26 protein-coding genes and 1 pseudogene are annotated in these 25,973 nt (G+C 71.2%); 11 read left to right on the top strand and 16 right to left on the bottom strand.

What is annotated here, in order from left to right; translation table 11 throughout:
* Positions 1–292: 292 nt before the first annotated feature.
* From ABS735_RS18765 to ABS735_RS18755, 3 genes and pseudogenes are all read right to left on the bottom strand, one after another.
* Positions 293–943 carry a YceI family protein gene (locus tag ABS735_RS18765; protein ID WP_373903270.1) on the bottom strand — a complete coding sequence of 217 codons (651 nt, stop codon included), beginning with the start codon at positions 941–943 and terminating at the stop codon, positions 293–295.
* A 132-nt stretch (positions 944–1,075) separates the two neighbouring features.
* Positions 1,076–1,496: pseudogene (locus tag ABS735_RS18760) on the bottom strand (SCO7613 C-terminal domain-containing membrane protein); the annotation flags it as partial.
* Positions 1,497–1,842: 346 nt separating this feature from the next.
* Positions 1,843–2,289: an ATP-binding protein gene (locus tag ABS735_RS18755; protein WP_373903271.1), complete on the bottom strand. Its 447-nt coding sequence runs from the start codon at positions 2,287–2,289 to the stop codon at positions 1,843–1,845.
* Positions 2,290–2,513: 224 nt separating this feature from the next.
* On the opposite strand from ABS735_RS18755, the gene ABS735_RS18750 reads away from it, so the two are divergent.
* The 7 genes from ABS735_RS18750 (at position 2,514) to ABS735_RS18720 (ending at position 6,803) form a co-directional block, all read left to right on the top strand.
* A complete protein-coding gene (locus ABS735_RS18750; RefSeq protein WP_373903272.1) occupies positions 2,514–3,386 on the top strand; it encodes a helix-turn-helix domain-containing protein in 873 nt (290 codons plus the stop codon).
* Positions 3,383–3,652 (top strand): DUF397 domain-containing protein, encoded by a 270-nt coding sequence (locus ABS735_RS18745; RefSeq protein ID WP_373903273.1) that lies wholly within the window; start codon positions 3,383–3,385, stop codon positions 3,650–3,652. Before ABS735_RS18750 ends, ABS735_RS18745 begins: the two co-directional genes overlap by 4 nt.
* Positions 3,649–4,464, top strand: coding sequence for an SAM-dependent methyltransferase (locus tag ABS735_RS18740; RefSeq protein WP_373903274.1), 816 nt, complete (start codon positions 3,649–3,651; stop codon positions 4,462–4,464). The genes ABS735_RS18745 and ABS735_RS18740 overlap by 4 nt, the downstream gene beginning before the upstream one ends.
* Positions 4,465–4,505: 41 nt before the next feature.
* On the top strand, positions 4,506–5,264 hold the full coding sequence (locus tag ABS735_RS18735) for an IclR family transcriptional regulator (RefSeq protein WP_373903275.1): 759 nt from the start codon (positions 4,506–4,508) through the stop codon (positions 5,262–5,264).
* Between the two features lie 84 nt (positions 5,265–5,348).
* The gene (locus ABS735_RS18730) at positions 5,349–5,753 is read left to right on the top strand and encodes an STAS domain-containing protein (RefSeq protein WP_373903276.1); all 405 of its coding nucleotides are present in this window, start codon (positions 5,349–5,351) and stop codon (positions 5,751–5,753) included.
* Positions 5,754–5,886: 133 nt separating this feature from the next.
* Complete coding sequence (locus tag ABS735_RS18725) at positions 5,887–6,246, top strand: DUF488 domain-containing protein (protein ID WP_373903277.1); 360 nt, start codon at positions 5,887–5,889, stop codon at positions 6,244–6,246.
* Positions 6,247–6,359: 113 nt separating this feature from the next.
* Positions 6,360–6,803, top strand: a complete 444-nt coding sequence (locus tag ABS735_RS18720) for a nuclear transport factor 2 family protein (RefSeq protein WP_373903279.1) — start codon at positions 6,360–6,362, stop codon at positions 6,801–6,803.
* A gap of 50 nt (positions 6,804–6,853) precedes the next feature.
* Here the strand turns inward: ABS735_RS18720 and pntB are convergent, their stop codons facing one another.
* The 3 genes from pntB to ABS735_RS18705 form a co-directional block, all read right to left on the bottom strand.
* Positions 6,854–8,314: a Re/Si-specific NAD(P)(+) transhydrogenase subunit beta gene (gene pntB / locus ABS735_RS18715; protein WP_373903280.1), complete on the bottom strand. Its 1,461-nt coding sequence runs from the start codon at positions 8,312–8,314 to the stop codon at positions 6,854–6,856.
* Entirely contained in the window at positions 8,311–9,882 is a 1,572-nt protein-coding gene (locus tag ABS735_RS18710) for a Re/Si-specific NAD(P)(+) transhydrogenase subunit alpha (protein WP_373903281.1), read from the bottom strand. The genes pntB and ABS735_RS18710 overlap by 4 nt, the downstream gene beginning before the upstream one ends.
* A gap of 176 nt (positions 9,883–10,058) precedes the next feature.
* Complete coding sequence (locus ABS735_RS18705) at positions 10,059–10,739, bottom strand: TetR/AcrR family transcriptional regulator (RefSeq protein WP_373903282.1); 681 nt, start codon at positions 10,737–10,739, stop codon at positions 10,059–10,061.
* Positions 10,740–10,806: 67 nt separating this feature from the next.
* Here ABS735_RS18705 and ABS735_RS18700 point away from each other — a divergent pair, with 67 nt between their 5' ends.
* Positions 10,807–11,928: an FAD-dependent oxidoreductase gene (locus ABS735_RS18700; RefSeq protein WP_373903283.1), complete on the top strand. Its 1,122-nt coding sequence runs from the start codon at positions 10,807–10,809 to the stop codon at positions 11,926–11,928.
* A 29-nt stretch (positions 11,929–11,957) separates the two neighbouring features.
* On the opposite strand, the gene rox is transcribed toward ABS735_RS18700, so the two are convergent.
* Together rox and ABS735_RS18690 are read right to left on the bottom strand one after the other, a co-directional pair.
* Positions 11,958–13,436 carry a rifampin monooxygenase gene (rox, locus tag ABS735_RS18695; protein ID WP_373903284.1) on the bottom strand — a complete coding sequence of 493 codons (1,479 nt, stop codon included), beginning with the start codon at positions 13,434–13,436 and terminating at the stop codon, positions 11,958–11,960.
* Between the two features lie 149 nt (positions 13,437–13,585).
* A complete protein-coding gene (locus ABS735_RS18690; protein ID WP_373903285.1) occupies positions 13,586–14,272 on the bottom strand; it encodes a TetR/AcrR family transcriptional regulator in 687 nt (228 codons plus the stop codon).
* Between the two features lie 311 nt (positions 14,273–14,583).
* On the opposite strand from ABS735_RS18690, the gene ABS735_RS18685 reads away from it, so the two are divergent.
* Positions 14,584–16,425: an RICIN domain-containing protein gene (locus ABS735_RS18685; RefSeq protein WP_373903430.1), complete on the top strand. Its 1,842-nt coding sequence runs from the start codon at positions 14,584–14,586 to the stop codon at positions 16,423–16,425.
* 245 nt (positions 16,426–16,670) lie between these two features.
* On the opposite strand, the gene ABS735_RS18680 is transcribed toward ABS735_RS18685, so the two are convergent.
* Both ABS735_RS18680 and ABS735_RS18675 read right to left on the bottom strand, forming a co-directional pair.
* The gene (locus tag ABS735_RS18680; RefSeq protein ID WP_373903286.1) at positions 16,671–17,609 is read right to left on the bottom strand and encodes a pentapeptide repeat-containing protein; all 939 of its coding nucleotides are present in this window, start codon (positions 17,607–17,609) and stop codon (positions 16,671–16,673) included.
* A gap of 136 nt (positions 17,610–17,745) precedes the next feature.
* Positions 17,746–18,312 (bottom strand): TetR/AcrR family transcriptional regulator, encoded by a 567-nt coding sequence (locus tag ABS735_RS18675; protein ID WP_373903287.1) that lies wholly within the window; start codon positions 18,310–18,312, stop codon positions 17,746–17,748.
* A gap of 120 nt (positions 18,313–18,432) precedes the next feature.
* Here ABS735_RS18675 and ABS735_RS18670 point away from each other — a divergent pair, with 120 nt between their 5' ends.
* Positions 18,433–19,551: a saccharopine dehydrogenase NADP-binding domain-containing protein gene (locus ABS735_RS18670; RefSeq protein WP_373903288.1), complete on the top strand. Its 1,119-nt coding sequence runs from the start codon at positions 18,433–18,435 to the stop codon at positions 19,549–19,551.
* Between the two features lie 73 nt (positions 19,552–19,624).
* On the opposite strand, the gene ABS735_RS18665 is transcribed toward ABS735_RS18670, so the two are convergent.
* From ABS735_RS18665 to ABS735_RS18640, 6 genes are all read right to left on the bottom strand, one after another.
* The gene (locus ABS735_RS18665) at positions 19,625–20,542 is read right to left on the bottom strand and encodes an endo-beta-N-acetylglucosaminidase H (RefSeq protein WP_373903289.1); all 918 of its coding nucleotides are present in this window, start codon (positions 20,540–20,542) and stop codon (positions 19,625–19,627) included.
* Between the two features lie 154 nt (positions 20,543–20,696).
* Complete coding sequence (locus tag ABS735_RS18660; protein ID WP_373903290.1) at positions 20,697–21,272, bottom strand: snapalysin family zinc-dependent metalloprotease; 576 nt, start codon at positions 21,270–21,272, stop codon at positions 20,697–20,699.
* Between the two features lie 182 nt (positions 21,273–21,454).
* Positions 21,455–22,192, bottom strand: coding sequence for a VOC family protein (locus tag ABS735_RS18655; protein WP_373903291.1), 738 nt, complete (start codon positions 22,190–22,192; stop codon positions 21,455–21,457).
* A gap of 92 nt (positions 22,193–22,284) precedes the next feature.
* On the bottom strand, positions 22,285–23,316 hold the full coding sequence (locus ABS735_RS18650; RefSeq protein ID WP_373903292.1) for an NAD(P)/FAD-dependent oxidoreductase: 1,032 nt from the start codon (positions 23,314–23,316) through the stop codon (positions 22,285–22,287).
* The gene (locus ABS735_RS18645; RefSeq protein WP_373903293.1) at positions 23,313–23,828 is read right to left on the bottom strand and encodes an isoprenylcysteine carboxyl methyltransferase family protein; all 516 of its coding nucleotides are present in this window, start codon (positions 23,826–23,828) and stop codon (positions 23,313–23,315) included. The genes ABS735_RS18650 and ABS735_RS18645 overlap by 4 nt, the downstream gene beginning before the upstream one ends.
* A 9-nt stretch (positions 23,829–23,837) precedes the next feature.
* Positions 23,838–25,034 (bottom strand): type III polyketide synthase, encoded by a 1,197-nt coding sequence (locus tag ABS735_RS18640; RefSeq protein WP_373903431.1) that lies wholly within the window; start codon positions 25,032–25,034, stop codon positions 23,838–23,840.
* A 45-nt stretch (positions 25,035–25,079) separates the two neighbouring features.
* On the opposite strand from ABS735_RS18640, the gene ABS735_RS18635 reads away from it, so the two are divergent.
* Positions 25,080–25,940 (top strand): UbiA family prenyltransferase, encoded by an 861-nt coding sequence (locus tag ABS735_RS18635; RefSeq protein WP_373903295.1) that lies wholly within the window; start codon positions 25,080–25,082, stop codon positions 25,938–25,940.
* Positions 25,941–25,973: the final 33 nt, after the last annotated feature.

The following is a 25,973-nucleotide window of genomic DNA, read 5'->3' as shown; positions in this document are numbered from 1 at the left end:
CTGAACCGCTGGTTGCACCCGGTTGAACCTTCCCGGCCGAGGCCAAATCGGGCGACGACGACGGAACTTCGGGACGCGACGCACTGATCTTGTCAGGCGCAGCGTGTCCGTCGCCCCGAGGAGCCAGCCCCTGATGACCAGCGCCCTGGCCGCCGCCCGGCTGCGACGACTGCCCGCCCCCCCTCGCCGCCCCGCTGACCTGGCTCGGCCTGGCCTGGCCTGCGTCACGCTGGCGGCGGTCTTTGACCGCGGGGTCCACCGAGAGCGCCGGGTTCCGGCGTTGCCGCCGGACTCACGAGGAGCGGATCGCGGAGATGTCGAACTGCAGGCGGACCTTCTCGCTCACCATGCTGCCGCCCGCCTCGAGCCGCTGGTTGTAGACCAGACCCCAGTCCCTGCGGTCGATGGTGGTGGTCCCGTCGAAGCCGGTCCGCTCGTAGCCGAAGGGGTCCACGACCGAACCGAGGTAGTCCAGCTGCAGCTCCACGGCCCGGGTCGTGTCGCGGATGGTGAGATCTCCCGTCATGCGGAAGCTCTCCGCCGATTCATGGGTGGCGGAGGTGCTGCGGAAGGTCATCTCGGGGAAGCGGCGTACGTCGAAGAAGTCCTTGCCGACGAGGTGGGCGTCCCGTTGCTCCACGCCGGTGTCGACACTGGCGACACGAATGACGATCTCGGCCCGGGACCGGGAGGGGTCGGCCCCGTCGAAGTAGAGCGTGCTGTCGTAGTCGGTGAAGGCCCCCCGGACCGTGGTGACCATGGCGTGCCGCACGGAGAACCCGATCCGGCTGTGCGGGCGGTCGATGGTCCAGTGCCCGGTCAGCGCCCGAAGGCCCGGATCGGGCGTGGCCCCCGCTGCCGCGGACGGTGCGGCGAGCCGGCCCTGGCCGGCAGCCGTTGGCGGCTCGGCGGTGGCGGTCTGGCGACGGCTGAAGATACCCATGAGTCGTAGGCCTTTCGAATTGATCACTTCGTGTTATCACGAAGCCGATCAGCGGCCCACGGCAAGATGTGCGCCCTCGTCCGGATTCCATGACCCCGACCGCAAAGCTGCACCGGTTCGACACCGGGTCCCTCATTCGTGCACGTGGCAGGCTCGACGCAGCCGCCCGCAAGCCTCCCGCAGCCGTTGCACGTAGGTGGCCCCAGCACGAGCAGCACCAGACCGGCGAGGGCCACAGGCGCCCAGCGGGGAACAGGGGCCGCAGCCAGTGCTGGTCGTCCCAAGCCGCGAGCAGGCTCGGCACCAGGGTGACGGCCAACCCGGCCCCGTACGCCGTCCACGAGGAGGCCGCCGCGTCGCGGCGTCGGCGCAGGAACCCGACGACCGGCGCGGGTCCGGTCACCGGCAGGGTGCAGGCCTCCGGCGTGACGACGTCCCAGGCCGTCAGGCGCACCCGGGCGGCCGGCAGGAACAGGGCGGCAGCCGCACAACCGGCCGGCCGCCGCTCCGGACGCAGTGCGGTGCCCGCCGCGAGGCCACCGCACGCCGGGAGCGGTGGCCTCCGGCCGCTGGGCGACACCACCCACGCCTGCGCCCGGCGGGCCGCCTCCCGGCGTGGTCCCGGCACCCTGGGCGGACTGCTGGGCGGCGGCAGCCCGCAGCGTGTGGATCAGCCGCTCACGGCGCCGCAGCAGAACGGCACGGCGCAGGTCGAGTTGCCGCAGCTGGCGTCCAGGCGCCGCAGCTCCTCGGCCGGGGGCGGAAGGTTCGTCATGCCTCGGAGTGTGGCCCGCGCCACGTACCGGGACATGAGCGCGGATACTCAGCCCGTACTCATTGACGTAGTCCACGTAATTCACGTGGTTGACGTAGTTCCTGCGGCGCGCCCCGGCGGGGTGTCAGATCTCGGTCCGGAGAACCGCCCAGACGCTGTTGCCCCCGGTGCGGTCGGACCGGGAGGTTCCCCAGGAGTCCGCGAGCTGCTGAACGATCAACAACCCCCGGCCGCTCTCGTCCAGGGTGGCGGAGCGGGAACCGGCCGGACCGGCCGGCGCATGTCCGTCGTCGTGCACCTCGACCCGCAACTGCTCGTGCGACGTCAGTGACAGGCCGCACAGCATGTGGCTGCTGCCCGAGTGGATCACGGCGTTGGTCGCCAGTTCCGAGACGAGCAGTACCGCGTCGGTGCACACGTCGCCGGGGAGCCCCCAGTCGCGAAGCCGGCGGCGGACCGTGTCACGCGCCGTCCGCACGCTGATGCGGAGGGAAGGAAGGTCGAACCAGTGCTCCCGGTCCGGATGCGCCGGCGGTAACAGGCCGGGCGAAGGGCTCGTGTGGGGGGTCACGGTGATCGCCTTCCGGTGAGGACGGGCGCGAGGGAGGGAGCGGGCCCGGGCGGGCACGGACGGGACGGCGGTCGGACGGGCGGGCTCACGGACGCCACTATGCTCGCCGTCCAGTTCAGGCTGCAACCGAATCCCTGATAATTTCAGGAAGACCCGTTCAGTCTGGTGTCCTCACCAAGTCGCTGCCACAATGGCACCGGTGACAGCCCATCAGGAGGTGGGGCGTGAGTGAAGCTCGGTCCGGCGCGGGCACCAGCGCCCCGACGGTGCTGCGTATGATCCTGGGCCGTCGGCTCCAGGACATGCGGCAGAGCGCGGGCGCCTCACTGGCCGACGCCGCCAAGGCACTTCGGGTGACGCCCCTGACGATCCGCCGGCTGGAGAAGGCCGAAGTCGCCCTCAAACCCCTCTACGTCGAAAAGCTCCTGCAGACGTACGGAAGCGCACAACAGGAGACGGACGAGTTCGTAGCGCTCGCCGAGCAGGCCAACAAGCCGGGCTGGTGGCACGCCTACCGCGACGTGCTGCCCAACTGGTTCACCGCGTACGTCAGTCTGGAGACCGGCGCCAGCATGCTGCGCACCTACGAACCCCACTACGTCACGGGGCTGCTCCAGACCCCCGCGTACGCCCGCGGCGTCCTGAGCGGAGGCTTCCCGAACGGCTCCGACGACGAGCTGGAACGCCGCGTCGGCCTGCGGCTGCGCCGACAGAGCCTGCTGGAGCGGGAGAACGCGCCCACCCTCTGGGTGGTCATGGAGGAAGCGGTCCTGCACCGGGCCGTCGGCGGTCCGGAAGTGATGCGCGAGCAGATCGACCGGCTCCTGGAGGTGTCCGAGCTGGAGCACGTCAGCATCGACATCCTGCCCTTCGCCGTCGGCGCCCACGTCGGGGCGTGCGCCCCCTTCACCTACTTCCGGTTCGAGGAGCCGGAGCTGCCCGACGTCGTCTACAGCGAGATCCTCTCCGCGTCGATGTACCTGGACGAACGGGCGGACGTCGTCGCGCACCTGGAGGCGCACAACAGGATGTCGCTGCTCACCTCGACACGCGACAGCACGGCACTCCTGAACCGCATGCGCAAGGAGTACTCATGAGCACCACCGAAGACACCGTCTACAACGGCATGCCCGCCTGCGACCTCGGCGAGTACGGCTGGGAACGCCCGTGGAGCGGACCCAACGGCGGCCAGTGCGTGGAGACCAAGCAACTCGCCGACGGCCGGGTCGCGGTGCGCCAGTCGACGGACCCGGCCGGCCCCGCTCTCATCTACACGCCCGAAGAGATCAGCGCGTTCGTCCGAGGGGTCAAGCAGGGCATGGCCGACCACCTCACGGCCGGCCTTCCGAAGGGAACAGCATGAGCGACACCCACGCCGCGCGCGGCCTCGACACCAGCAGGCCGCACTCGGCCCGCATGTACGACTACTACCTCGGCGGCAAGGACCACTTCCCGGTCGACAAGCAGGCCGCCGAAGCGGTCGCCCAGGCCTACCCCGGCATCTTCACCTGTGCACGGGAGAACCGCGCCTTCATGCACCGTGCCACTCGGGTACTGGCGCAGGAGCACGGCATCCGCCAGTGGCTGGACATCGGCACCGGCATTCCCACCGAGCCGAACGTGCACCAGGTGGCTCAGTCCGTGGTCCCCGAGGCCCGGGTGGTCTACGCCGACAACGACCCGCTCGTCCTCAAGTACGCCGAGCGTCTCATGCGCAGCACCCCGCAGGGCCGCACCACCTACATCGAGGCCGACGTCAACGATCCGGACGCCCTGCTCGACGCCCCCGCGCTGGCCGAGGTGCTCGACCTGTCCCAGCCGGTCGCCCTGTCCCTGAACGCGCTGATGCACTTCATCACCGACGCCCGCGACCCGTACGGCATCGTCGAGCGGCTGATGGCGGCACTCCCGGCGGGCAGTGCCCTCGCGCTGAGTCACTGCACGCCCGACTTCGACCCGCCCACCTGGGAGAAGGTCACGGGCATCTACACCGGCGCGGGTACGCCGGTGCAGTTCCGCCCGCAGCAGGACGTCACCCGCTTCTTCGACGGACTCGACCTCCTCGACCCCGGCGTCACCGTCGGTCACCGTTGGCGACCGACCCGGTCCACCGGCCCCGACGCCCCCACCGACGCCCAGGTCAGCCTGTGGGCAGGGGTCGGCATCAAGCCGTAGCGCACTTGCCCGACCGTTCCGGTGTGGCGCAGGGTGGAGGAATGAGCGGTCAGGAGGGCCCCACGCTCATCTCCTCGGTGCAGCGAGCCTTTCGGCTGATGGAAGCCGTGGGCGCCCACGAGAGCGGCGTACCGGCCAAGCAGCTGGCGCGCGAGACGGGGCTGGCCCTGGGCACCACCTACCACCTGCTGCGCACCATGGTGCACGACGGCTACGTGCGCAAACTCGAGGACGGCACGTTCGTCCTGGGGGAAAGGCTGGGCGCACTGCACGCGGGGAGCCGCGACCAGACGGCGCTCAGCAGGGTCCGTCCCACGCTCACGGAGCTGCGGGACGGCCTGTCGGCCGCGGCCTACCTGACCCTCTACGAGGAGGGCGAGATCCGGGTCGCGGAGATCGTGGACGGACCGAAAGCGCCCCGCGTCGATCTGTGGGTCGGCTTCGAGGACGCGGGACACGCCACCGCCCTCGGCAAGAGCGTGCTGCGCGAGCTGGACGCAGAAGCCCGCGCCGACTACCTCTCCCGCCACGTGCTGAACGATCTCACCCCGCGCACCGTCACCTACCGGGCCGAGCTGCTGCGCCGTCTCGACGCCTCCCCACGGGGCCCGGCCGTGACCGACATCGAGGAGTACCGTCTGGGCACCGCGTGTGTCGCGGTCCCCGTCCGCCGGGGCGACACCATCGGATCGCTCGGCATCTCCGTGGGCATCAACCGCACGGCCTGCCTCGAAGACGCTGTGGCGACGCTGCTCGACACGGCGGAGCGGGTGTCCCGGGGCCTCTCGCTCACCATCTGAAAACCGGGCTCTTGTGACACCGCGGCGGCACCGCGTTCCCTGGATGAAGCGGGCAAATCGGACAGGGTTGCAGGGGAGCGAGAAGTGAGTGAGCAGGGCGTCGCAGGGCCGCACGCGGGGGTCGGTTGCCATGTGGCCAACGGCTGGACGGTCGTCAAGGCCGATGACGAGATCGACATCGCCTTCGCCCCCCTCGTCCGGGCCGAGGTGGGCCGGCGCCTCGCCGAGGGCCACCGGCACTTCGTCCTTGACCTGTGCGACACCCCCTTCATCGACTCCATGGGCCTGGGCATGATCGTCGCCGTGACCAAGCGCATCCGGAGCCGTCACGGGTCGCTGCGGATCGCCTGTTCCGACCGGCGGCTCCTGCACGTCTTCGCCCTCGGCGGCCTGGCGGCGGTCTACTCCTTCCACGACTCGGTGGAACAGGCCGTCGCGCAGCCCCCCGCCGCGGAGGGGCCGGCCGACTGGCCGCCCGTGCGAGGCTGACGCGTCCGCCCCCGCCGGCCCCGTGTTTGGGTCCGCCGTGGCGGTTCACTTGAGCCGCAAGCACGTCGACCGGAAGCGTGAGGGAAGGCTGCCCGGTCTCCGGGGCCGGCCGGCCTGCGCGGAAGGGTGGGTCATGGCCGCACGGGTCGGATACCGGAGAATCTACGAAGACCCCACACCACAGGACGGCAAGCGGGTGCTCGTCGACCGCCTGTGGCCTCGTGGCGTGAGCAAGGAGAGGGCCGATCTGGACGAGTGGTTGCGCGACGTCGCCCCGTCGGCCGACCTGCGTCGCTGGTACCACCACGATCCCGAGCGTTACGACGAGTTCCGGCGCCGCTACTTCGCCGAACTGGAAGACTCCGATCACCAGGCTCCGCTGCGGCGTCTGCGCGAGATGTCGGCACACGCCAAGGTCACCTTGCTGACGGCCACCAAGGACGTGGACCACAGCGAGGCGGCCGCCCTGGCCCAGTGGCTGGACGGGGCCTGACGGGAGACCGCGCCTGCCCTACTCCAGAGGTAATCGCCTCGCCCGGCGCGGGCCGACAGGATGGGTGATCTCTCCGCATCGACGGGATGCGGGCCAGGGGAAAGAGGTCAGCCATGTCCATGGCCACATCGACGAGCACACGCTCCGTGGTGGAAGAACTGCTGCGCAGGATCGGCGCCGGCGACCCCGATCACATCGCCGAGCTGTACGCCGAACAGGGCGACTGGAAACTCGGCTGGCCGGAGGCCGAGCACGGCCGCCCCGCCACGCCGTGGATCCGCCACCGCTCCACCCGCGCGGACGCGGCGGCCCATTACCGCGAGCTCGCCGAGCACCACGTGCCCGAGCACGTGGGCACCGAGGTCGAACGCGTCCTCATCGACGGAAACGACGCGGTGGTGCTCGGCGAGATCCGCCAGACGGCCCGGCTCACCGGACGCGCCTACCGCGCCCGGTTCGCTCTGCACCTCACCGTCGAGGACGGCCTTGTCACCCGGCACCACGTGTACGAGGACAGCCTCGCCGTCGCCCAGGCGTTCGCAGCGGACCGCAGGTGAAGCGGGGGCGGACGCCCCGGAACTCCGGCTCACACTCCTGAACGGCCCGGTCACCGCACCGCCGTCACCCCCTGCGCCGGGGCAGCCGGGCCCGGCCCGGGCTCGTCCCCGAGCGCCTGCAGGATCCCCTCGACGCTCTGCTTGGCGTCGCCGAAGAGCATGCTGGTGTTCTCCCGGAAGAACAACGGATTCTGCACGCCCGCGTAGCCGGAGGCCATCGAGCGCTTGAAGACGACGACCTGCTCCGCCTCCCAGACCCGCAGCACGGGCATACCCGCGATCGGACTGGCGGGGTCCTCGGCCGCCGAGGGGTTGACCGTGTCGTTCGCACCGATGACCAGCACCACCGACGTGTCCGCGAAGTCGTCGTTGATCTCGTCCATCTCCAGGACGATGTCGTACGGCACCTTCGCCTCGGCCAGGAGCACGTTCATGTGCCCCGGCAGCCGTCCGGCGACCGGGTGGACGCCGAAGCGCACCTCGATCCCGCGCTCGCGCAGCCGCCGCGTCAGCTCGGCGACCGGATGCTGGGCCTGCGCCACGGCCATGCCGTAGCCGGGGGCGATCACCACGGACCGCGCCCGCGCGAGCAGCTCGGCCGCCTCGTGCGCCCGTACCTCGCGGTGCTCGCCCTGCTCCTCGTCACCGCCCGGCGGGGCCTCGATGCCGAAGCCGCCCGCGATGACGGAGAGGAAGGAACGGTTCATCGCCTGGCACATGATGTAGCTCAGATACGCACCGGAGGATCCGACCAGGGCACCGGTGACGATGAGCAGGTTGTTGTCGAGCAGGAACCCGGCCGCCGCCGCGGCCCAGCCGGAGTAGCTGTTGAGCATCGAGACGACGACAGGCATGTCGCCGCCGCCGATGGAGGCCACCAGGTGCCAGCCCAGGGCGAGTGCCAGAACCGTGACCGCCACCATCAACGGGAGGCTCGGACTGACGGTGAACCAGACCGTCAGCACCGCGAACACGGCCAGCGCCCCCAGATTGAGGGCGTTCTTGCCGGGCAGCATCAGCGGCCGCGACTTGAGCCGCGCGGACAGCTTCAGGTACGCGACCACGGAGCCGGTGAAGGTGACCGCGCCGATGAAGACGCCGATGAACACTTCGGCGTGGTGGATGCCGATCAGATCGGCGGCGATCCGGCCCCGCGAGCCGTGAGCCTCGACCTCCAGGTAGCTGTTCCAGCCGGCCAGGACGGCCGCGAGACCGACGAAGCTGTGCAGCACCGCGATCAGCTCGGGCATCTGTGTCATCTCCACGCGCCGCGCCCGCCACAGGCCCGCCGCGGCGCCGATCACCATGGCGAGCAGGATCAGCGCGACCGGACCGGCGGAGACGCTCTGCGCCGAGACCACGACGGTGGCCACCAGGGCCAGCGCCATCCCCGCGATGCCGTACACGACGCCGGCGCGTGACGTCCGGTGCTGGGACAGACCGGCGAGGCTGAGGACGAACAGCAGGGCCGCGACCAGGTCCGCGGCGCGGGAGGCGGTCATGGACGTCATCGGGACTCGCCTCTCGAGAACATGGACAGCATGCGGCGGGTGACGGCGAAACCTCCGAAGATGTTCACGCTCGTCAGCAGGATCGCCACGAAGGACAGCACCGTGACGAGCGCGCTCTCGTGCCCGATCTGCACGAGGGCGCCGATCACCACGATCCCCGAGATGGCGTTGGTCACCGACATCAGCGGGGTGTGCAGGGAGTGGTGAACCTTGCCGATCACGTAGTAGCCGATGACCACCGCCAGCCCGAACACCGTGAAGTTCTGCGCCAGTTGGGCCGGGGCGAAGGCGACCAGCAGGAAGGTCGCCGGCATGCCGAGGCCGATGAGACCGAAGCGCCCCGCCGCGGCGAGCCGGGACGGCTTCGTGCTCACCGGTGCGGCGGTCGATGCCGCCGGCGCGGCGGTGGGCGGGGCCGCCGACACGGCGACCGGCGGGGGAGGCCAGGTGACCGTGCCCGCACGGACCACGGTCACGGCTCGCTGCACCACGTCGTCGAAGTCGATGACGATCCGGCCGTCCTCGCCGGGGGTGAGCAGCCTGAGCAGGTTGACCAGATTCGTGCCGAACAACTGCGACGCCTGGGCGGGCAGCCGGGCCGCCAGGTCCGTGTAACCGATGATGGTCACACCGTTGTCGGTCACCACACTCCGGCCCGCGACGGTCCCCTCTGCATTGCCGCCCTGGGCGGCGGCCATGTCGACGATCACGCTGCCGGGTCTCATCGCCGCCACGTCGGCGGCGGTCAGCAGACGTGGGGCGGGCCGCCCGGGTATCAGCGCGGTGGTGACGACGACGTCCACATCACGGGCCTGCTCGTGGTAGAGCTCGGCCGCGGCCCGGTCGTAGTCGGCCGACGTCGCCCTGGCGTAGCCGTCGGTGCTCTCCTCCTGGGCCACGTTCACCGCGAGGTACTCGCCGCCCAACGACCGCACCTGGTCGGCGACTTCGGGACGAGGGTCGGTGGCGCGGACGATCGCGCCCAGACTGGACGCGGCCCCGATGGCGGCGAGCCCCGCGACACCGGCCCCGGCGACGAGGACCTTCGCCGGCGGCACCTTGCCCGCCGCGGTGACCTGCCCGGTGAAGAAGCGCCCGAAGACGTGCGCGGCCTCGATCACCGCCCGGTACCCGGCGATGTTCGCCATGGAGCTGAGCACGTCCATCGACTGCGCCCGCGAGATCCGCGGCACCGCGTCGAGAGCGAGCACCGTGAGGCCACGAGCACCGAGCGCCTCCAGCAACTCGGTTCGCTGCGCCGGCGCGACGAGGGCCACCAGCGTCGTCCCTGCGCGCAGTTCGGCGATCTCCTCGGCGGTCGGCGCGTTGACCTTCAGCACGACATCCGCGGCCCAGGCCTCGCCGACACTCGCCCCCGCCTCCGAATAGGCCTCGTCACCGAAGCCGGAGGCGGCGCCGGCTCCCGACTCGACGACGACCTCGTAACCGAGGCCGAGCAGCAGGCGCACCGTCGAGGGCGTCGCGGCGACGCGGGTCTCGCCGGGCAAGGACTCGGCGACGACGCCGACGCGTTGAGGTGGTTGGTGAGCGGGTCGGTGTCCAGTCATGTCCACTCTCTCGTCGAGGCGTTGTTGCCGGGTTCCGTACCCACGGGAGGGCGACGGGGCACCGAAAACGCTGATCCCGGCTTTCCGCCGCGGGATTCGCCTCCGCGGCCCGAACACAACGCTCTGCGACGGCACGCCCGCGTCGGGCGAACACGCCCTGCGCACGGCTGTGGCGGTCAGGTGAGTTTGACGGCCACGGCGTCGAGGACCCAGTCCAGGCCGGTCGCGAAGGACTCCTCCGCGTCCACGTGCGTGCCGTCGTACACGGCCTTGGCCAGCGCCGGGAAGCGGCCCGTGGCCAACATGCGCGTCACGTGGGGACCGCGGGCACGCTGCCACTCGCTCCTGGACAGTCCCGTGGAGCGCTCGGCCCGCAGATCCGTGATCTCGCGCCTGATCGCGCCGGTGAAGTAGGCGCTGACCGTCTCCACGGCGCGCATGACGGTGTCGACGTCGGCGAGGCCGTCGAGGGCGGCCAGCGTGGCCTCGGACACGGCGAGGCCGTTCGGGCCCAGGGCGGGGCGGCCGCCGAGCAGGTCGGCCAGCCATTCGTGACGGAGGGCCGCCTGCCTGGTGCGGTGGGCGAGGACGCGCAGCGCCTCCCGCCAGTCACCGGGCTCTTCCTCGGGGAGGATCTCGGCGTAGACCGCGTCCACCATGAGGTCGAACAGTTCGTCCTTGGTCGAGATGTATCCGTACAGCCGCATCGGACCGGCGTCCAGCCGGGCGGCGACCTTGCGCAGGGAAACCGCCGCCAGGCCGCCCTCGTCGGCGAGCGCGACGGCGGCGGCGACGATCCGCTCCCGGTCGAGCGGCACGGGGCGGTTCGACGGCTCGGGCCGGTCCCACACAGTCATGATCACACCGTACTGACCGCACCGAACCGTTGCGGGGCGGCGTACAGGGGAAATACGGTGTATCGGCATGAGACACCGTATAGCCGTGGTCGGCGGTGGCCCTGCCGGACTGGCCTTCGCCCGCGTCCTGCACCGCCACGACCACCCCGTAACCGTCCTCGAACGCGAGCCCGGCCCCGACGTCCGCCCGCCGGGAGGCACACTGGACCTGCACGAAGGGCTGGGCCAGCTCGCGTTGGCCAAGGCGGGGCTGCTGACGGAGTTCCAGGCACTGTCCCGTCCCGAGGGGCAGGCCATGCGCATCCTGGACACCGACGGCACCGTTCTGCGCGACTGGCGACCGGGTCCGGACGACCGGGCCAATCCCGAGATCGACCGCAGCCAACTCCGTGACCTGCTGCTGGGCCCTCTCGACGTCCGTTGGGGTGAGGACGTGACGAAGGTGGACCCGGGAACCCGGAACGGCGTACGGGTCCACTTCGCGGACGGACGGCAGGAGACGTTCGACCTCGTGGTCGGCGCGGACGGCGCCTGGTCCCGTACCCGCCCGGCGGTCTCGGCGGTGACGCCGCACTACACCGGCGTCACCTCGATCGAGACGGCCCTGGACGACGTCGACACCCGCCACCCCGACCTCGCCCGGCTGACCGGCGACGGTTCCGTGGCCGTGTACGGCGCGAACCGGGCGCTCGTCGCCCAGCGCAACAGCGGGGGCCACGTCAAGGTGTACGTCCAGTTCCGTGCGCCGCTCGACCGGCACAGGGAACTCGACACGGCCGACGCCGCGGCCGTGCGATCGAGTCTCCTGGCTCTGTTCGACGGCTGGGCCGCTCCCGTCCTCGACCTCCTCCGGCACGGCACCGCTTTCGTCCACCGCCCCCTCTACGCCCTGCCCGTGTCGCACACCTGGGCCCACGTCACCGGCGTGACGCTCCTGGGCGACGCCGCCCACCTGATGCCCCCTTTGGGGGCGGGCGCGAACCTCGCCCTGCTGGAAGGCGCCGAACTCGCCGAGTCCATCGCCGCCGGCACCGAAGACCTGGACGAAACCGTCCGGGTCTTCGAGGAGCGGATGTGGGCACGGGCCGGCAGGTGGGCGAGGATCACGACGGCCGGACTGGAACGCCTGGTGAGCCCGGACCCCGCCGAAGCCCTCGCCCTCTTCGACGAGGTCCAGCCGCCCGGGTGAGCAGCGGCCCCCTCTGTCGCCCGGTCACATCAGTCGGCGGGACGGCCGAACCAGCGGGAGAGATGGTCGTCCAGCACCCGCTGATCGTCACCGACCCAGGCGACGTGGCCGTCGGGGCGCAGCAGGACGCACGGAGCATCTAGCGCAGCGGTGGGGTCCGCGAGGTGCTCGACCCGGTCCGCCCAGCCGCCCACGGTCAGGCGTCCGGTGCGGTCCAGCAGCAGACCGCGTCCGCGGTGCAACAGACCGTAGAGGCGGCCCTGTTCCACGTCGATGTCCCGCAGGCGTCGGCCGAGCAGCTCGTGTCCCTCACCGAAGTCGTAACGTACGCCGATCGCGGTGATCTTCTCGATCAGACGGCGGTTCACCTCGTCGATGCCCATCAGTTCGGTGAGGAGTCTGCGCACGGCCTGCGGGCCCGGTTCGGTGGAGAGCAGCTCCATCTGGGCGCGGGTGTTGTCCAGCACCTCCTCGGCGACCGGTCGGCGTTCGGCCTCGTAGCTGTCCAGCAGGGTGTCCGGGGCCCAGCCGCGGACCTGTGCGGCCAGCTTCCAGCCGAGGTTGAACGCGTCCTGAACGCCGAGGTTGAGGCCCTGTCCGCCGGTGGGCGGATGGATGTGCGCCGCATCACCGGCGAGCAGTACCCGCCCGACCCGATAACGCCCGGCCAGCCGGGTGGCATCCCCGAAGCGGGACAGCCAGCGCGGGGAGTGCACGCCGAAATCGGTTCCGGCGACGGCGCGCAACTGCTGTCTGAAGTCCTCGAGGGTGGGCGGGTGCGCGCGATCGCCGACTCCCGCGGCGGGGACCACGACGCTGTAGACCCCCGCGCCGAAGGGCCGGAGCCAGAACCGGTGCTGGGTCTCGCGCACTGCGGCCACCCTGGCGGCGATCTCTTCCGGCGGCGCACTCACCTGCATCTCGCCCATCAGCGTCTCGTTCCGCGAGGGCTCGCCGGGGAAGCCGACGCCCAGCAGTTTGCGCACCGTGCTGCGCCCGCCGTCACAGCCGACGAGGTAGCGCGAACGCAGCCGCTCCCCGTCGGCCAACTCCACGGTCACACCCTCGTCGTCCTGCTCGAAACCGGTGACCGCGCCCCCGTGCCGGACCCGCGCACCCAGGGCGACCGCATGTTCTTCGAGGAGCCGGACGACGACCGGCTGCGGGATGCCCAGCAGATAGGCGTACTCGGAATCCAAGCCCTCGGGCGCGGGCCCCGCGATGGCGGCGAAGAGCCCGCCGACCGGGCGCCGTCTTCCGTGCCGGAGCAGGCCGTCCAGCAGGCCGCGCATGGCCATCAGCTCGATACTGCGCATGTGCAGACCGACGATGCGGACGAACGACGCGGGCTCGGTCTCCTTCTCCACAACGAGTACCCGCACACCGTGCAGCCGTAGCTCGGCGGCCAGCATCGCGCCGGTCGGCCCGCAGCCGGCGATGATCACGTCGAAGTCGCGCTCGGCCGTGTCGTCGGACGACGGCCCGGCGGTGAACTGCCCAGAGTCCATGGGTGTTGCCTTTCGGGAGTGCCTTGTTGTCGAGGCGCTCCCGGCGACACCTACGTCAGTCGCCGGCCATGACGGAAAGGGGGAGCACCCACGTCGATACAGCGTTCATGGGTCTCACCTCCTCGGGCGGTGTCACGGTCCACCGCAAGTTACAAGAGCGGCGCTCTGCGGGTCCAATCCTTTTCGGCGGGGAAACGCTCGGGCGCCAGTGTCCTGAGCAGGGAGCGGATCACCAGGTCCGTGGACGCCGCCATCTCGACGGAGCCGGGGTCGAGCAGCCACTGGACCTGGAGACCGTCCATGACCGCGATGATCGCGTTGGCCGCATGCCCCACGCGTGCCGCGTCGGCCCCGGTGAGGCCGCAGGCCTCGGTCAGCGCGTCGGTGACGAAGGCACGCAGTCCGGTGTAGCGGTCGCGGAAATAGGCCTGTGCGGGGTGCTCGTCGGTGACGGACTCGGCGGACAGGACGGCGTAGAGCCGGACGATGCCCTCCCGTTCGGCGTTGCGCAGGGCGGTGTCGACGAGGTGGCGCAGGAACGCCAGTCCGTGCGGGCGCTCGGTGCCCAGCTGTTCGATGTCCTGCTGGTCGCGGAGTTCGAGCACGCTGGTGAGCAGCAGTGCCTTGGAACGGAAGTAGTGCAGCACCCCGGCCTGGGTCAGCCCGGCCCGGTCGGCGATCTCCGCCAGGGAGGCGTTGTTGTATCCGCGGGCGGCGAAGGTGTCCGTGGCGATGCTCAGGATCTCCTGCTGGCGCCGCACGGCTTCGGGACTGCGCGGGGTGCGGGGCCCGGCCTTCGGTCTGCGCGTGGGCCTGCCCACTGATCGGTCGCTCACGGGCGACAGCCTACGTTCTGTCCCGTCGCTCGACCGGCGCTCTTCCGTCGGGCCGTTGCTCTTCGCTCCGCCCCGGGCCGAGAGTGACGCGCACCACTTACTAAGTACTTAGTAGGTGTGCTTTCATGGCGCCGTCGTTCCGCGCTCCACGGTCTGGGTACCGACCGGCTCGGAGGGAATCTCCGTACGCCGCTCCGGGTCGCCGGTACACCCCGCCCCGCACCGAAGCGAAGGAGTTCCCCACCGTGTCGACCAGTACGAGATCCCGCCCCCCGACGCCCGGCCGGGCCGCCAAGGCGGCTGTCGTCGCCCTGGCCCTCGCGGGCCTGACCGGCCTCGGCCTCGTGGGGCCCACGAACGCCCGGGCCGCCGATCCGGTCGCCCAGGTCTGGGTCACCACACCGGACGGTGCCGAGAGACTCACGGCCGAGGGCGACGTGCCCTTCACCGGCAGTCCGCAGCCCGTCGACATCCGGATCGACGGCGGCGCCGGGGGCCAGCGGTTCACCGGCGCGGGCGCCTCCGTGACGGGCGCGTCGGCCCACCTCGTCCAGAGCCTGCCCGAGGACCGGCGCGGCGAGCTGATGCGGTCGCTGTTCTCCACCGCAGGAGACGGCATCGGCCTGAACTACCTGCGCCAACCGCTGGGCAGTACCGACTTCGACGCGACGAACGACCCCTACTCCTACGAGGACACCCCCGGCCGGTTCTCGATCGACCGGGACAAGGCCGAGATCGTTCCCGTCCTCGAACAGGCCACCGCGGTGAACCCGCAGATCCGCTTCATGGGAACGCCCTGGTCCCCGCCGGCCTGGATGAAGAGCGGCAACTCACTGAACGGCGGAAGCCTCGAGCCGGAGAACTACGGGGCGTACGCCGACTACCTGGTCGAGGCGATCAAGGCCTACCGGCAGGAGGGCATCGCGCTCACCGATCTCACCGTGCAGAACGAGCCGGAGTTCGCGACCAGTTACCCGTCGATGTCGATGACCCCGGCGCAACAGGCCGACTTCCTGAAGGTGCTCGACCCGAAACTGACGGCGGCCGGGCTGCCCACGAACATCCTGGCCTACGACCACAACTGGGACCACCCGAACTACCCCCTCGACGTCTTCTCCCGCACCTCGGGCATCAGCCGCGTCATCGGTGCCGCCTTCCACTGCTACGGCGGTCAGGCCTCCGCACAGCAGCAGGTCGTCGACGCGGGCAAGCGCGTCTTCTTCACCGAGTGCTCCGGCACCGACAGCTCCGACACCTCCCGGACCTTCGCCGACAGCCTGCGCTGGCAGGCGGAGAACCTCGTCGTGCAGAACTTCCGCCACGGCGGCGAGACCGTCCTGACCTGGAACCTCGCCCTGGACCAGAACGGCGGCCCGCACCAGGGCCACTGCACCAACCGCTGCAACGGCGTGGTCGAGATCGCCGGCGGCGACGTGACCCGCAACGCCGAGTACTACGTGCTCGGCCACGTCAGCAAGTTCGTCGTGCCCGGCGCCACCCGCATCGGCTCCAGCAGCCAGGGCTCCGGAGGCGTGCAGAACGTCGCCTTCCAGAACCCCGACGGCTCACGCGTCGCCTACGTGGTCAACACCGCCTCCGGCTCCCAGCGCTTCTCCCTCACCGACGGCGGCAGGTCCCTCGTCCACACCCTGCCGGCCGGGGCCGTCGCCACCTTCGTGTGGAACGGCACCGGCGGCGCGCCGACCGGTCCGATCGACCCCGGCGCCTGGTACCACCTCGTCAACAGCGGCAGCGGGGCCTGCCTGGACGCCGCCGACTGGGGCACCGCCAACGGCACCGCCCTGCAACAGTGGGCCTGCGGCAGCGGCGCCAACCAGTCCTGGCAGTTCCGCCCCACCGGTGACGGCTACTACCAGGTCGTCAACCGGCACAACGGCAAGGCATGGGACGTCGACGGCGGGCCGGGTGCGACCGCCGACGGCACCCGTGTCCACCTGTGGGACTACGTGGGCGGCACCAACCAGCAATGGCGTCCCGAGCCGGCCGGCGCCGCCGGCGCGTACCGCTTCGTCGCCCGGCACAGCGCCAAGTGCCTGAGCGTCGACGGCGCCTCCACCGCGAACGGGGCCCGCCTGTCCCAGCAGCCCTGCGCGGGCTCCGCCGCGCAGACCTTCACTCTGGCGACCGGCTGACCCCGCCGGCTTCCTCCGTCGCCGGGTCCGATGACTTTCGGGCCCGGCATCGGTCGTATCAGGTAGGCACACCTACCGCAGGAGGGACGGACCGATTGCCGAGCCTCATGGTCGACTTCATCATCTCGCTCGACGGTACGTCCGGCTCCGGCCGGGTGGCGCAGGACCTTGTCCGGCTGGATGCGTAGGTGGTGGTACGTCCGGCGCGGGTGTGGGAGAGGTGTCCGTCCCCTTCGAGGTCGGACTCAGGCCGGCCTGTTCGAGTCCACCGTCGGCGGAGGGATCAGGCTCGCCGGAGGTGTTTCCCAGGTGTCGAACTCCGGAGGTGTCCCGAAGTGGTCACGGTCGGCCCCGGACAGGTCGACCACTCCTCCCGTGAACCGTGCGCCGAGGAAGGAGACCCGGGCGCCGTTGAACTCCGCGCCGTCGAAGGAGACCTCGCCGCCGCTGAAGGATGTGCGCGCGAACGTGACCCGGCCGTCGGCGAAGTCCGTACCGCCGAAGGTGACCCGGCTGCCGCTGAAGTGGGCGTCGTCGAAGGATGCCCAGCCTCCGGTGAAGCGCACCAGGCTGAACGACACGCGGCCACCTGAGAAGTGGGCCCCGCTGAAGTCCGCCGCACGCAGGACGGCGCGGGTGAAGTCGAAGTCGTGGCCCTCCCAGCTCGTCGAGGCCCCCTCGCGCAGGTGCTCGGTGATGATTCCGGTGAGGGAGAGGCGTATCTCCGACTCCTCGTCGTGGTACCACGGCGTATCGGAGGGCGTGTAGGGCATGCGCAGATAGGCGCAGAGTACGTTGATGCAGACCTGACGTTGCTCGGGCCAGTCGTCGGCGAGTCCGGCCAGGGCGTGGATCCCGGCGAGCCTGACCATCGGCAGCTCATGCCCGAGCTGTGAACTCGCGGTGACGAAGCGCTCGTTGAACAGCCGGGTGTCCTCCCTGTGCTCGGCGGCTTCGGCGAGACGCTGCCTGCGGTAGGCGACGACCAGGGCCAGAACTCCGCCGACGCCGGCGACCACGGACAGGGAGATCTTGATGAGATCGAACCTCTTGTCGGCCGCCAGCGCATGCGGGCCGGTGAGTGCCGGAAAGCCCAGGGCGGCCCAGACCAGACAGGCGCTCAGCAAGAACAGAGCGGCACCGAGCGCGAGAACGACCGCGATGTGGCGGGACAGTGCCCACATGCGCTCATCCCGTGGCTGAAACATCCGAAACATCCGAAACATCCCTGGGTCCCTGCGAGTCCGAGTCGGCATGCCCACACCATGACACGGCCCGGTGAGTCCGCCCGGCCCCGCTGTCTTCGACCGGGGGAGCCGCTCACGTTGCGGCGAGGGCGACCCGCAGCTGGTCGGTCACCTTGTCCAGGCAACTGCCGAAACTCGTGTGCCCCTCGGCTTCGATCCAGTGCCGGAAGGCGTGGCCGAAGGCCACCGTGGCGAGCTGCGCGACGAGTTCGGCCGTGTCGGCCTCCACCTGTCGTTGGATCAGGGCGTCACGGATCGCCCGGGTGACCGCGGCCGCCTTGGTCCGTTCGCGCTCCTGCAGTTCGGGGCTGGCGTCGATGACCGCCCGGCGCTCCGCCGCGCCCTGCACCAGCTCGACGAGCCGGGTGCCGACGCAGGACAGTGCGTCGAGAGCCGCAGTGAGTGGAGCCGCATCGGGGTCTGCCGCCAGGACGGCTTCCGCCAGTGCCGGGGGCAGGTGCTCGGAGCCGCCGAACAGGACCTCGCGCTTGTCGGGGAAGTAGCGGAAGTAGGAGCGCCGGGTGAGGCCGGCCCGCTCGGCGATGTCGGTCACGGTCACGTTGTCGTAACCGTGCTCCAGGTAGAGCTCCAGAGCCGCCCGCTTCAGGCGCTGCTCGGCACCCGGATCCCACCTTGCCATGGGACGACCCTAACAGGTGATGTCTCGCTGTGTCGTCAGTGCTAGCCTGTAGTCATGACACAGTGTGTCATCACTGGGGCGTCCGTCCCGGTGTGGCCCGGAGCAGGCAGGGGCGTACACATGACCGAGACCGGCAGGACCAGCGGGTCGACAAGCGGGAACAGGACGAACGACGAGGTGTGGATCGTCGGGGTGACCGGCCGTGTGGGCCGGGGCGTGGCCGCGCGGCTGGCCACGCGGGGGCTGAGGGTCGTGCCGGTCGGGCGCAGCCGGCAGCGGATGACCGCCGCAGGCGCCGAAGCAGGTCTGCCCGTGGACGCAAAGGTGATCGTCGCCGACTCGGCCGAGCGGATCGCCGACGAGGTCGTCCGGGGGCGCCCGCGGGTGGTGGTGAACACGATGGGCGCCTACGTCACCACGGCGCCGGTGATCGCCCGTGCCTGCATGTCCGTCGGCGGCCACTACGTCGATCAGGCCAACGACGTGGTCGCCGTGCAGGGGCTGCTCGCCCTGCGCGACGAAGCGGCACGGGCGGGCAGCACCCTGGTCACCGGCGCCGGCTTCGGCGTGCTGGCGACGGAGGCGGTGGTGGCCAAGTTGTGCGAGGAACGGCCCGCGCCGCAGCGGGTGCGGGTCGACTCCGTGGCCTCGGTGGCCGTCGAGGCGGGTGCGCTCGGCGCCGCTCTCGCGACCGGCATCGTGGACGCGCTCACTGCCGGCGGACGGCGCTACGACAACGGGCGGCTGGTGCGCTCGCGCCTGGGCGCCGACCCGCAGCGGCTCACCTTCCCGGACGGGACGTCGGCCAAGTCGGCAGGTGTCGCGTCCGGCGAGCTCATCGCGGCGCGGGCGGTCGGCCGAGCACCGTTCGTCATCGCCACCTCCGGTCTCGCGCCGACCGCTCCGCTCCTGCGTGCCGTGCTTCCACTGCTGGGACGCCTGCTGTCCGTCCCGGCGCTGCGACGCCTCGCCGTCGACCGGCTCGGCCGGATCACGGTCAAGGCCGCGCCCCGACCGCGCGAGCACTCCTGGGGGCACGCCGTCGTGGAGTGGGCCGACGGGACCCGGCGCGAGGGATGGCTGCGTGCAGGCGAGGGCATGGCCTACACGGCCGACGTCACCGCCACGGTCACCGAACTGCTGGCCGGTGGCGCCGGCCGGCCGGGGGCCTGGACGCCGGCGGCCGCCCTCGGGCCCGACCTGGCGACCACCGCCGGCGGCACCTTCGTACTGGACTGACGGCCCCCGGTCCCCGCCGCCGGACTCCTGCCGGACCGGCGCACCTCAATCACTGACGGGGAGCCTGACCTGCCTACGGTGTGTAGACGGCCTCACTGCCGTACAGCTCCCTGGTGAACGCGGAGACGTCGGCGGAGCGATCGCTGCCGTCGAGGTTGTACGTCAGATAGACGCCGTACCCCTCGTCGACGGTGCGACGGGCGAGGTCGCCTGCCGTGTCCCGAGAGGTCCGGCCGATCTCGACGGCCGCCGGTGACAGCTTCGCCTTGGGCAGCGCGATGCCGGGGACCTGCCAGGTGCCGTAGTACGGGTTCCAGGCGTAGTCGAACTTGGCGGAGATGTCGACACCGTCGTACGACAGGCGTGACGCGGCCGGGCCGATGTTGTAGAGGCTGATGATCTTGTCCGGCATGTTCGCACGCAGTGCCGTCACCAGGTGCACGAACGAGCTGTCGTTGGGCTGCGCCGTGCCGTTGTTGCCGTACTCGGCGTATTCGTCGTCGAAGTCGATGCCGTCGAGGCCGTACTTCGCCACGGCGTCCGAGAGTTGTTTCGCGAACGCCGAAGCCGCCTGCTGCGAAGTGAAGTTGGCGAATCCGGCACCCTGGTGGTTGCCGAGCACGGAGAGGAGGACCTTGATGCCCTTCTGCTGCAACGGCCGTATCTGCGTGGCGGCGTTGTCGAGGACGCGCTGCACGTTCTCGTTGAAATGCAGGTACGCCGTCTTCGTGCCGGTGTCGTAGTTGATGTTCGCCGCGAAGATCACGGCGACGTCGAAGGCGTTGCCGCCCCCGTTCGCCAGTGTGTACTTGCCGACGTTGACCATGCTGTTGTTGTTCACCTCGACGTAGGCCACCGAGGTCGGTCCCTCCTTCACGGGGGCGGGGGCCGCTGACGCGCCGCTCTCGGCGGTCGCGCCGAGGACGAGGGCCGCGACGGTCGAGAGCGCGAGCGCCGCCGTCCGCACTCTTCTGCGAACCGGAGTGAACATGGTTGATGGTCTCCCAACGCATGGTCGGCGCCCCGCTTGTCAGGAAGCGCCGAGCGAGTGACTCGAGTCTTTCGCTGCTGTGGCCGAAGCCGGGGAAGCGTGCTCGAACTCTTCACGGCTTCCACCCGCGGCGCACGCCAACGGCCCTGCCCGGTCAGTCCTCGAGGAGGGCGGGCACTTGTTCCGCGGCCGCTGACGGCGAACCGGCCGCACCGGCGAAGTTGTTCTCGACCTCGGCCTTCTCGGCTGCGTTCGGGTACGGGTTCGTGCACGGGATGCCCGCACTCGCCCCCGACATCAGGCTGGAGCACGGCCCGGGCTTGCGGTCCGGCAGCCCCAGGATGTGACCGAGCTCGTGGGACGAGATGCGCACCGTGTTGTAGCCCTCGTTCACCGCCTGGCGTCCGATCCAGACGGTGCCCTTGCCCAGGGACGTGGTGAGGGCGCGCGGCCAGCCGTCGTCGGCCAAAATGCGAATGTCGGCCCGCTGCCCGGCCGGGGCCGGACGCAGCTCCGCGCCCTCGACGCTGTCGTTCCAGATCGCCGCGCCCCGGTCGACCGCGGACCTGAACTCCGCGGAGCCGCTCGCGTCGTAGGTGACTACCCGGGCTGCGGCCGGGGCGACCGCGGCGCCGCCCGGCGAGCCGGCGGCCACGGCCTCGCCGCTCAGCAGCGGCAACGACATCAGCGCGGCCGCGGCAAGGTATCCGGTCAGTGTGCGAACGTGCATGCTCGACCTCCTTGTGGGGGAGAGGAGTCGTGCTCATGACATCATCTGCCTCCCTGCCCGCGAGGAGGCGCTGTCAATCAGCCAATTCGCACGGCCCTCGGGCGCGACGGTGAGGCAGGAGGACCGAGCGCACCAGCGCAGCACAGCTCAGCTCAGGCCGGGGGACGCCCGCGAGTGCCGCGTCAGCCCCGGCCGAGGACGCAGAACTCGTTGCCCGCAGGGTCGGTCAGGACGACCCAGGGGACGTCACCCTGACCCACGTCGGCCCGGGCCGCGCCGAGACCCTCGAGCCGGGCGACCTCCCTCGCCTGGTCCTCGACCGGGTCCGACATCACGTCGAGATGGATGCGGTTCCGCACGACCTCGTCATCGGACGTGCGGCGGAACTCGAGATACGGCCCGACGCCCTTGGCGGAGCGCAGCAGCGCACGGTCGTCGGTCAGCTCGTGGACGGTCCAGTCGATCGCCTCGCCCCAGAACCGGGTCATGTCCCGCGGGTCGGCGCAGTCGACGACCACGCAGGCGATCGGCCCGGTGTCCCGGTGGAGCTCGCGGGGCTCCAGCACGCTGAACGTGTTGCCCTCCGGATCGGCCAACACCTTCCACGGCACGTCGTCCTGTCCGACGTCGGCGTGCGTCGCCCCGAGCTCCTCCAGGCGGGTGACCAACTCCGCCTGATGGGCGTCGGAGGTGGTGGCGAGCTCGAGGTGCACCCGGTACTTCACCGTCTCCGGGTCGGGGACGCGGACGAGGTCGACGCACACGGCGGACGGGTCCGGCCAGTCGAAGCCCGGGGGTTCCAGGTTGGTGACGCCGGGTCCTTCGCTCGAAACACTCCAGCCGAGCGCCTCCGCCCAGAACCGGCCGAGCGCCGCGTCGTCCCTGGCCTTGAAGTTCACCTGCACTAGTTCCAGCGTCATCCCGCATACCCTAGCGCCACCGAACTGCCGTGCGGCCCGGCCGTCGTCCCCGGGAGGGCCGAGCCGCAGCGGTACCGGCTGGGTGGCGCAGCTCAGGCCAGCGCGTTCACCGCTGCCGTGAACAGGCGTGGCAGACGCGCGGCCGTTGGCATGATGTGGGGGGCGAGTGCGGGCTGCAGCCGGGCTCTCACCAGGAGTTCGGTCAGCAGCCGATGACGGCGGGTCGCCTTCCTCCAGTCCGTTTCGTAACGGCTGGGTGTGCCCCGACGCAGGTTGGCGACCAGGGCCTCGGCGCCGGTGAGCGCGAGGGCGACGCCCTCACCGGTCAGGGCGTCGACGTACCCGGCGGCGTCGCCGACGAGCAGGACCCTCCCGTGGGTCCGGGTGCGGGCTCGCTGCCGCAGTGGTCCGGCGCCCCGCACCGCGGTGGCGGCCTTGTCCGGCGGGAGGCGGTCGGCCAGGTCGGGGAAGCCCTCCATCTGGGTGGTGAACGGGGCACGCCGAGTCGTCAGCATGGCGATGCCGACGAGTCGGGGGCCGATCGGGGTGACGTACGCCTCCGCGTGCCCGCCCCAGTGCACCTCGACGTACGGCGACCAAGGAGCCACCGCGTAGTGCCGACGCAGCCCGTAGCGGGGCGCGCCCCGGGTCCTCGCCTCCAGGCCGAGGGAGCGGCGCACACGCGAGTGCAAGCCGTCCGCCGCTACCAGCCACCGTGCGCGCAGCCCCGTTCCGGCGACGGTCACGCCCGTGCCGTCCTGCCGCACCTCCTCCACACGCAGCGGCAGTACGGGCACCCCGGCCGCCAGCACGGCGCGGTGCAGGATGCCGTGCAGGTCGGTGCGGCGGACACCGAGGCCGGGGCCGTCGCGAAACGCGGCCTGAACCCGGCGACCACCCTGGAGGTAACGGATACCGGTGAGGGGGAAGCCTGGGACCTCCAGCCCGAGTGCGGCGAGCGAGCGGACGGCGCCGGGCATCAGCCCTTCACCGCACGCCTTGTCGACCGGTGCCGGGCGCGGTTCGACGACGACGGTGTCGAGACCGGCGTGCGCGGCGTGCAGGGCGGTGGCGAGACCGGCAGGTCCGCCCCCGACGATGACCAGGTCGTGGGGAGCACTCATGCGGGCGCCGCCTGGGCCAGGGCCGTGTTCTCACAGCGGAGACGGACGGTGAGCAGCATCGAGTTGGCCACGGTGAAGACGGCCGCGGTCAGCCACGCCGAGTGCACCAGGGGCAGGGCGGCGACCTCCACCACGACCGCGACGTAGTTGGGGTGCCGCAGGAAACGATAGGGTCCGGCGCCGATCAGACGTGCACCGGGAACGACGATGACCCGGGTGTTCCAGTACGGTCCGAGCGATGCGATGCACCACCAGCGCAGCGCCTGGGCCAGGAGCGCGAGGGCCAGCATGGGCCACGCCAGAGCAGACAGGAACGGGCGGTCGGCGAGGAGGGGTTCGAGCAGGCAGCACACGAGCAGCCCGGTGTGCAGGGCGACCATGACGGGGTAGTGGCCACGCCCGTGCTCCACCCCGGCGCGGGCGAGCGTCCATGCCGCGTTGCGGCGGGCGACGCCGAGTTCCGCGACGCGTTCGGCGGCCACGGCGACGACGAGAAGCACGTACCACGACATGAGAGCACCTCACCAGCGCAGGAGCACGACTTCGGAACAGAATCCAGGACCCATCGCCAGGAGCAGACCCCACGTACCGTGCTGCGGTCGATGACGTGCCCGGATGCTCTGAAGGATGTGCAGCACGGACACGGACGACATGTTCCCCACCGCCGAGAGGGAGCGCCGTGAGGAGTCGAGGGCGTCGTCGGGCAGGCCGAGGGTCTCGCTCACCGCGGACAGGACCTTGGGGCCTCCCGGATGGCAGACCCAGGTGCCGATGTCGTCGACGGTCAGGCCGTGTTCGGCCAGGAACGCGCGCAGGTGCAGGCCGAAGTGGCCCCGGACGATGTCCGGGACACCGGCGTCGATCACGACGCGGAAGCCGTAGGCGCCGATCTCCCAGCCCAGGAGCTGTTCGGTGCCCGAATAGAGGTGACTGCGTGTGGCGACCACGTGCGGCCGGGCCGCGTGTGCGTCCGTGTTGCCGTTGCCGTTGCCGTTGCCGTTGCCGTTGCCGTTGCCGTTGCCGTCGCCGTCGCCGCGTGCGACGAGGGCTGCCGCGCCGTCACCGAAGAGCGCACCGGCCACGAGGTTGGCACGGGAGCCGTCTCCCCGCTGGAGCGTCAGCGAGCACAGTTCCACGGTGAGCAGCACGGCGACGTCGTCGGGGTGCCCGCGAAGATGATCGTGCACCCGCGCCAGGCCGGCGGCGCCCGCGACACAGCCGAGGCCGAACAGCGGAAGCCTCTTGACGTCGGGCCGCAGTCCCACGCGCCCCGCCAGCCGGGCGTCGAGCGACGGAGCGGCCACGCCGGTGATGGAGGCGAACACCAGCAGGTCGACGTCGGCCGGTCCCAGTCCCGCCTCCCGCAGCGCGCCCGTCAGGGCCTCCTCGCCCAGTTGGAGTCCCGCCTCGATCCACGCGTCATTGCTGCGCCCGAAGTCACCGAGACGGGCGTACTGCTCGATCGGCAGCGCGAGATGACGCGTACGCACCCCTGCGGAGGCGTGAAGACGGCGCAGTACGGCGCGGTCCGCCCCCGGGGGCAGGCACAGGTCGCCGATCGGCTCGGTGAGCTCGTCCTGGGCGTACCGATGCGGCGGCAGGGCGCAGCGCACGGCGGCGATGACGGGCCCCGCCGTGGGCGGCGGCGCCGGACGCCGCGCGGTGGAGGGGGAAGCGGACGGGGAAGGGTCATGCTCGACGATCACGGGGACACGCATGTCGTCCATGTCTTCCTCGGCCGGCGAGCCGACTACCGTGCGTACGTGTCACTCCACCCGTCTGGGGTTCTCCCGCGTTCGTCGAGCAGAGTCCTGGCGCTACTGCGCGCCTGCCACCCCGAACCGGCGATCGCCGTGACCGTCTTCGTGTCGGCCATGGCCGCGGGAGCGGGCCGCGGGCCGGCCGGTTCGGCGGCCGTAGGCCTGGCCGTACTCGCCGGCCAGCTGTCGATCGGCTGGTGCAACGACGCGGTCGACGCACGGCGTGACGCGACCTGTCGACGCGGTGACAAGCCGGTGGGCACCGGCGAGCTTCCGCGTGCGGCTGCCGCCGCCGCGGCGGGGACGGCGCTGGTCCTGTGCGTACTGCTGTCCCTGCTGTGCGGAGTCGCCGCAGGAGCGACGCACCTGGGGGGCGTGGCCGCCGGCTGGATGTACAACCTGCGGCTGAAGCACACGGTCCTGTCACCGCTGCCGTACGCCGCGGGCTTCGCCTCCCTGCCGGCCTTCGTCACCCTCGGCCCGCCCGTGCCGGCCTGGCCCGCCTGGTGGGCCACGACCGCGGCAGCCCTGCTCGGTGTGGGAGCCCATCTGTCGAACGTGCTTCCGGACATCGAGGACGACCTCGTGACCGGTGTGCGCGGGCTGCCCCAGCGGCTGGACCGTCCGGCCTGCCGATGGCTGGCGCCGGCCGTGATGCTGGCAGCCGTGGGTGTGCTCGCCGCGGGTCCGCCCGGCACGGTCGGAGCCACGGGCTGGGCACTGACGGCCGCAGCCGTGGTCGCCGCCGTCGCGGGTACGGCTGTGCGATCGGGGACCCGCAGCCGGTGGCCGTTCCGGGCGGCCATCGTGGTGGCCGGCATCGCTGTGGCGCAGCTGTTGTCGCACGCACCCGGCATGAGCTGAGGCTGTCGTCCGAGCTCCCGTTCCGATGCCGGA

Origin of the sequence: Streptomyces sp. MMCC 100 (assembly GCF_041538145.2) — a bacterium.
Taxonomy (GTDB): Bacteria; Actinomycetota; Actinomycetes; order Streptomycetales; family Streptomycetaceae; genus Streptomyces.
This window is presented reverse-complemented; position numbering and strand designations above follow the sequence as displayed.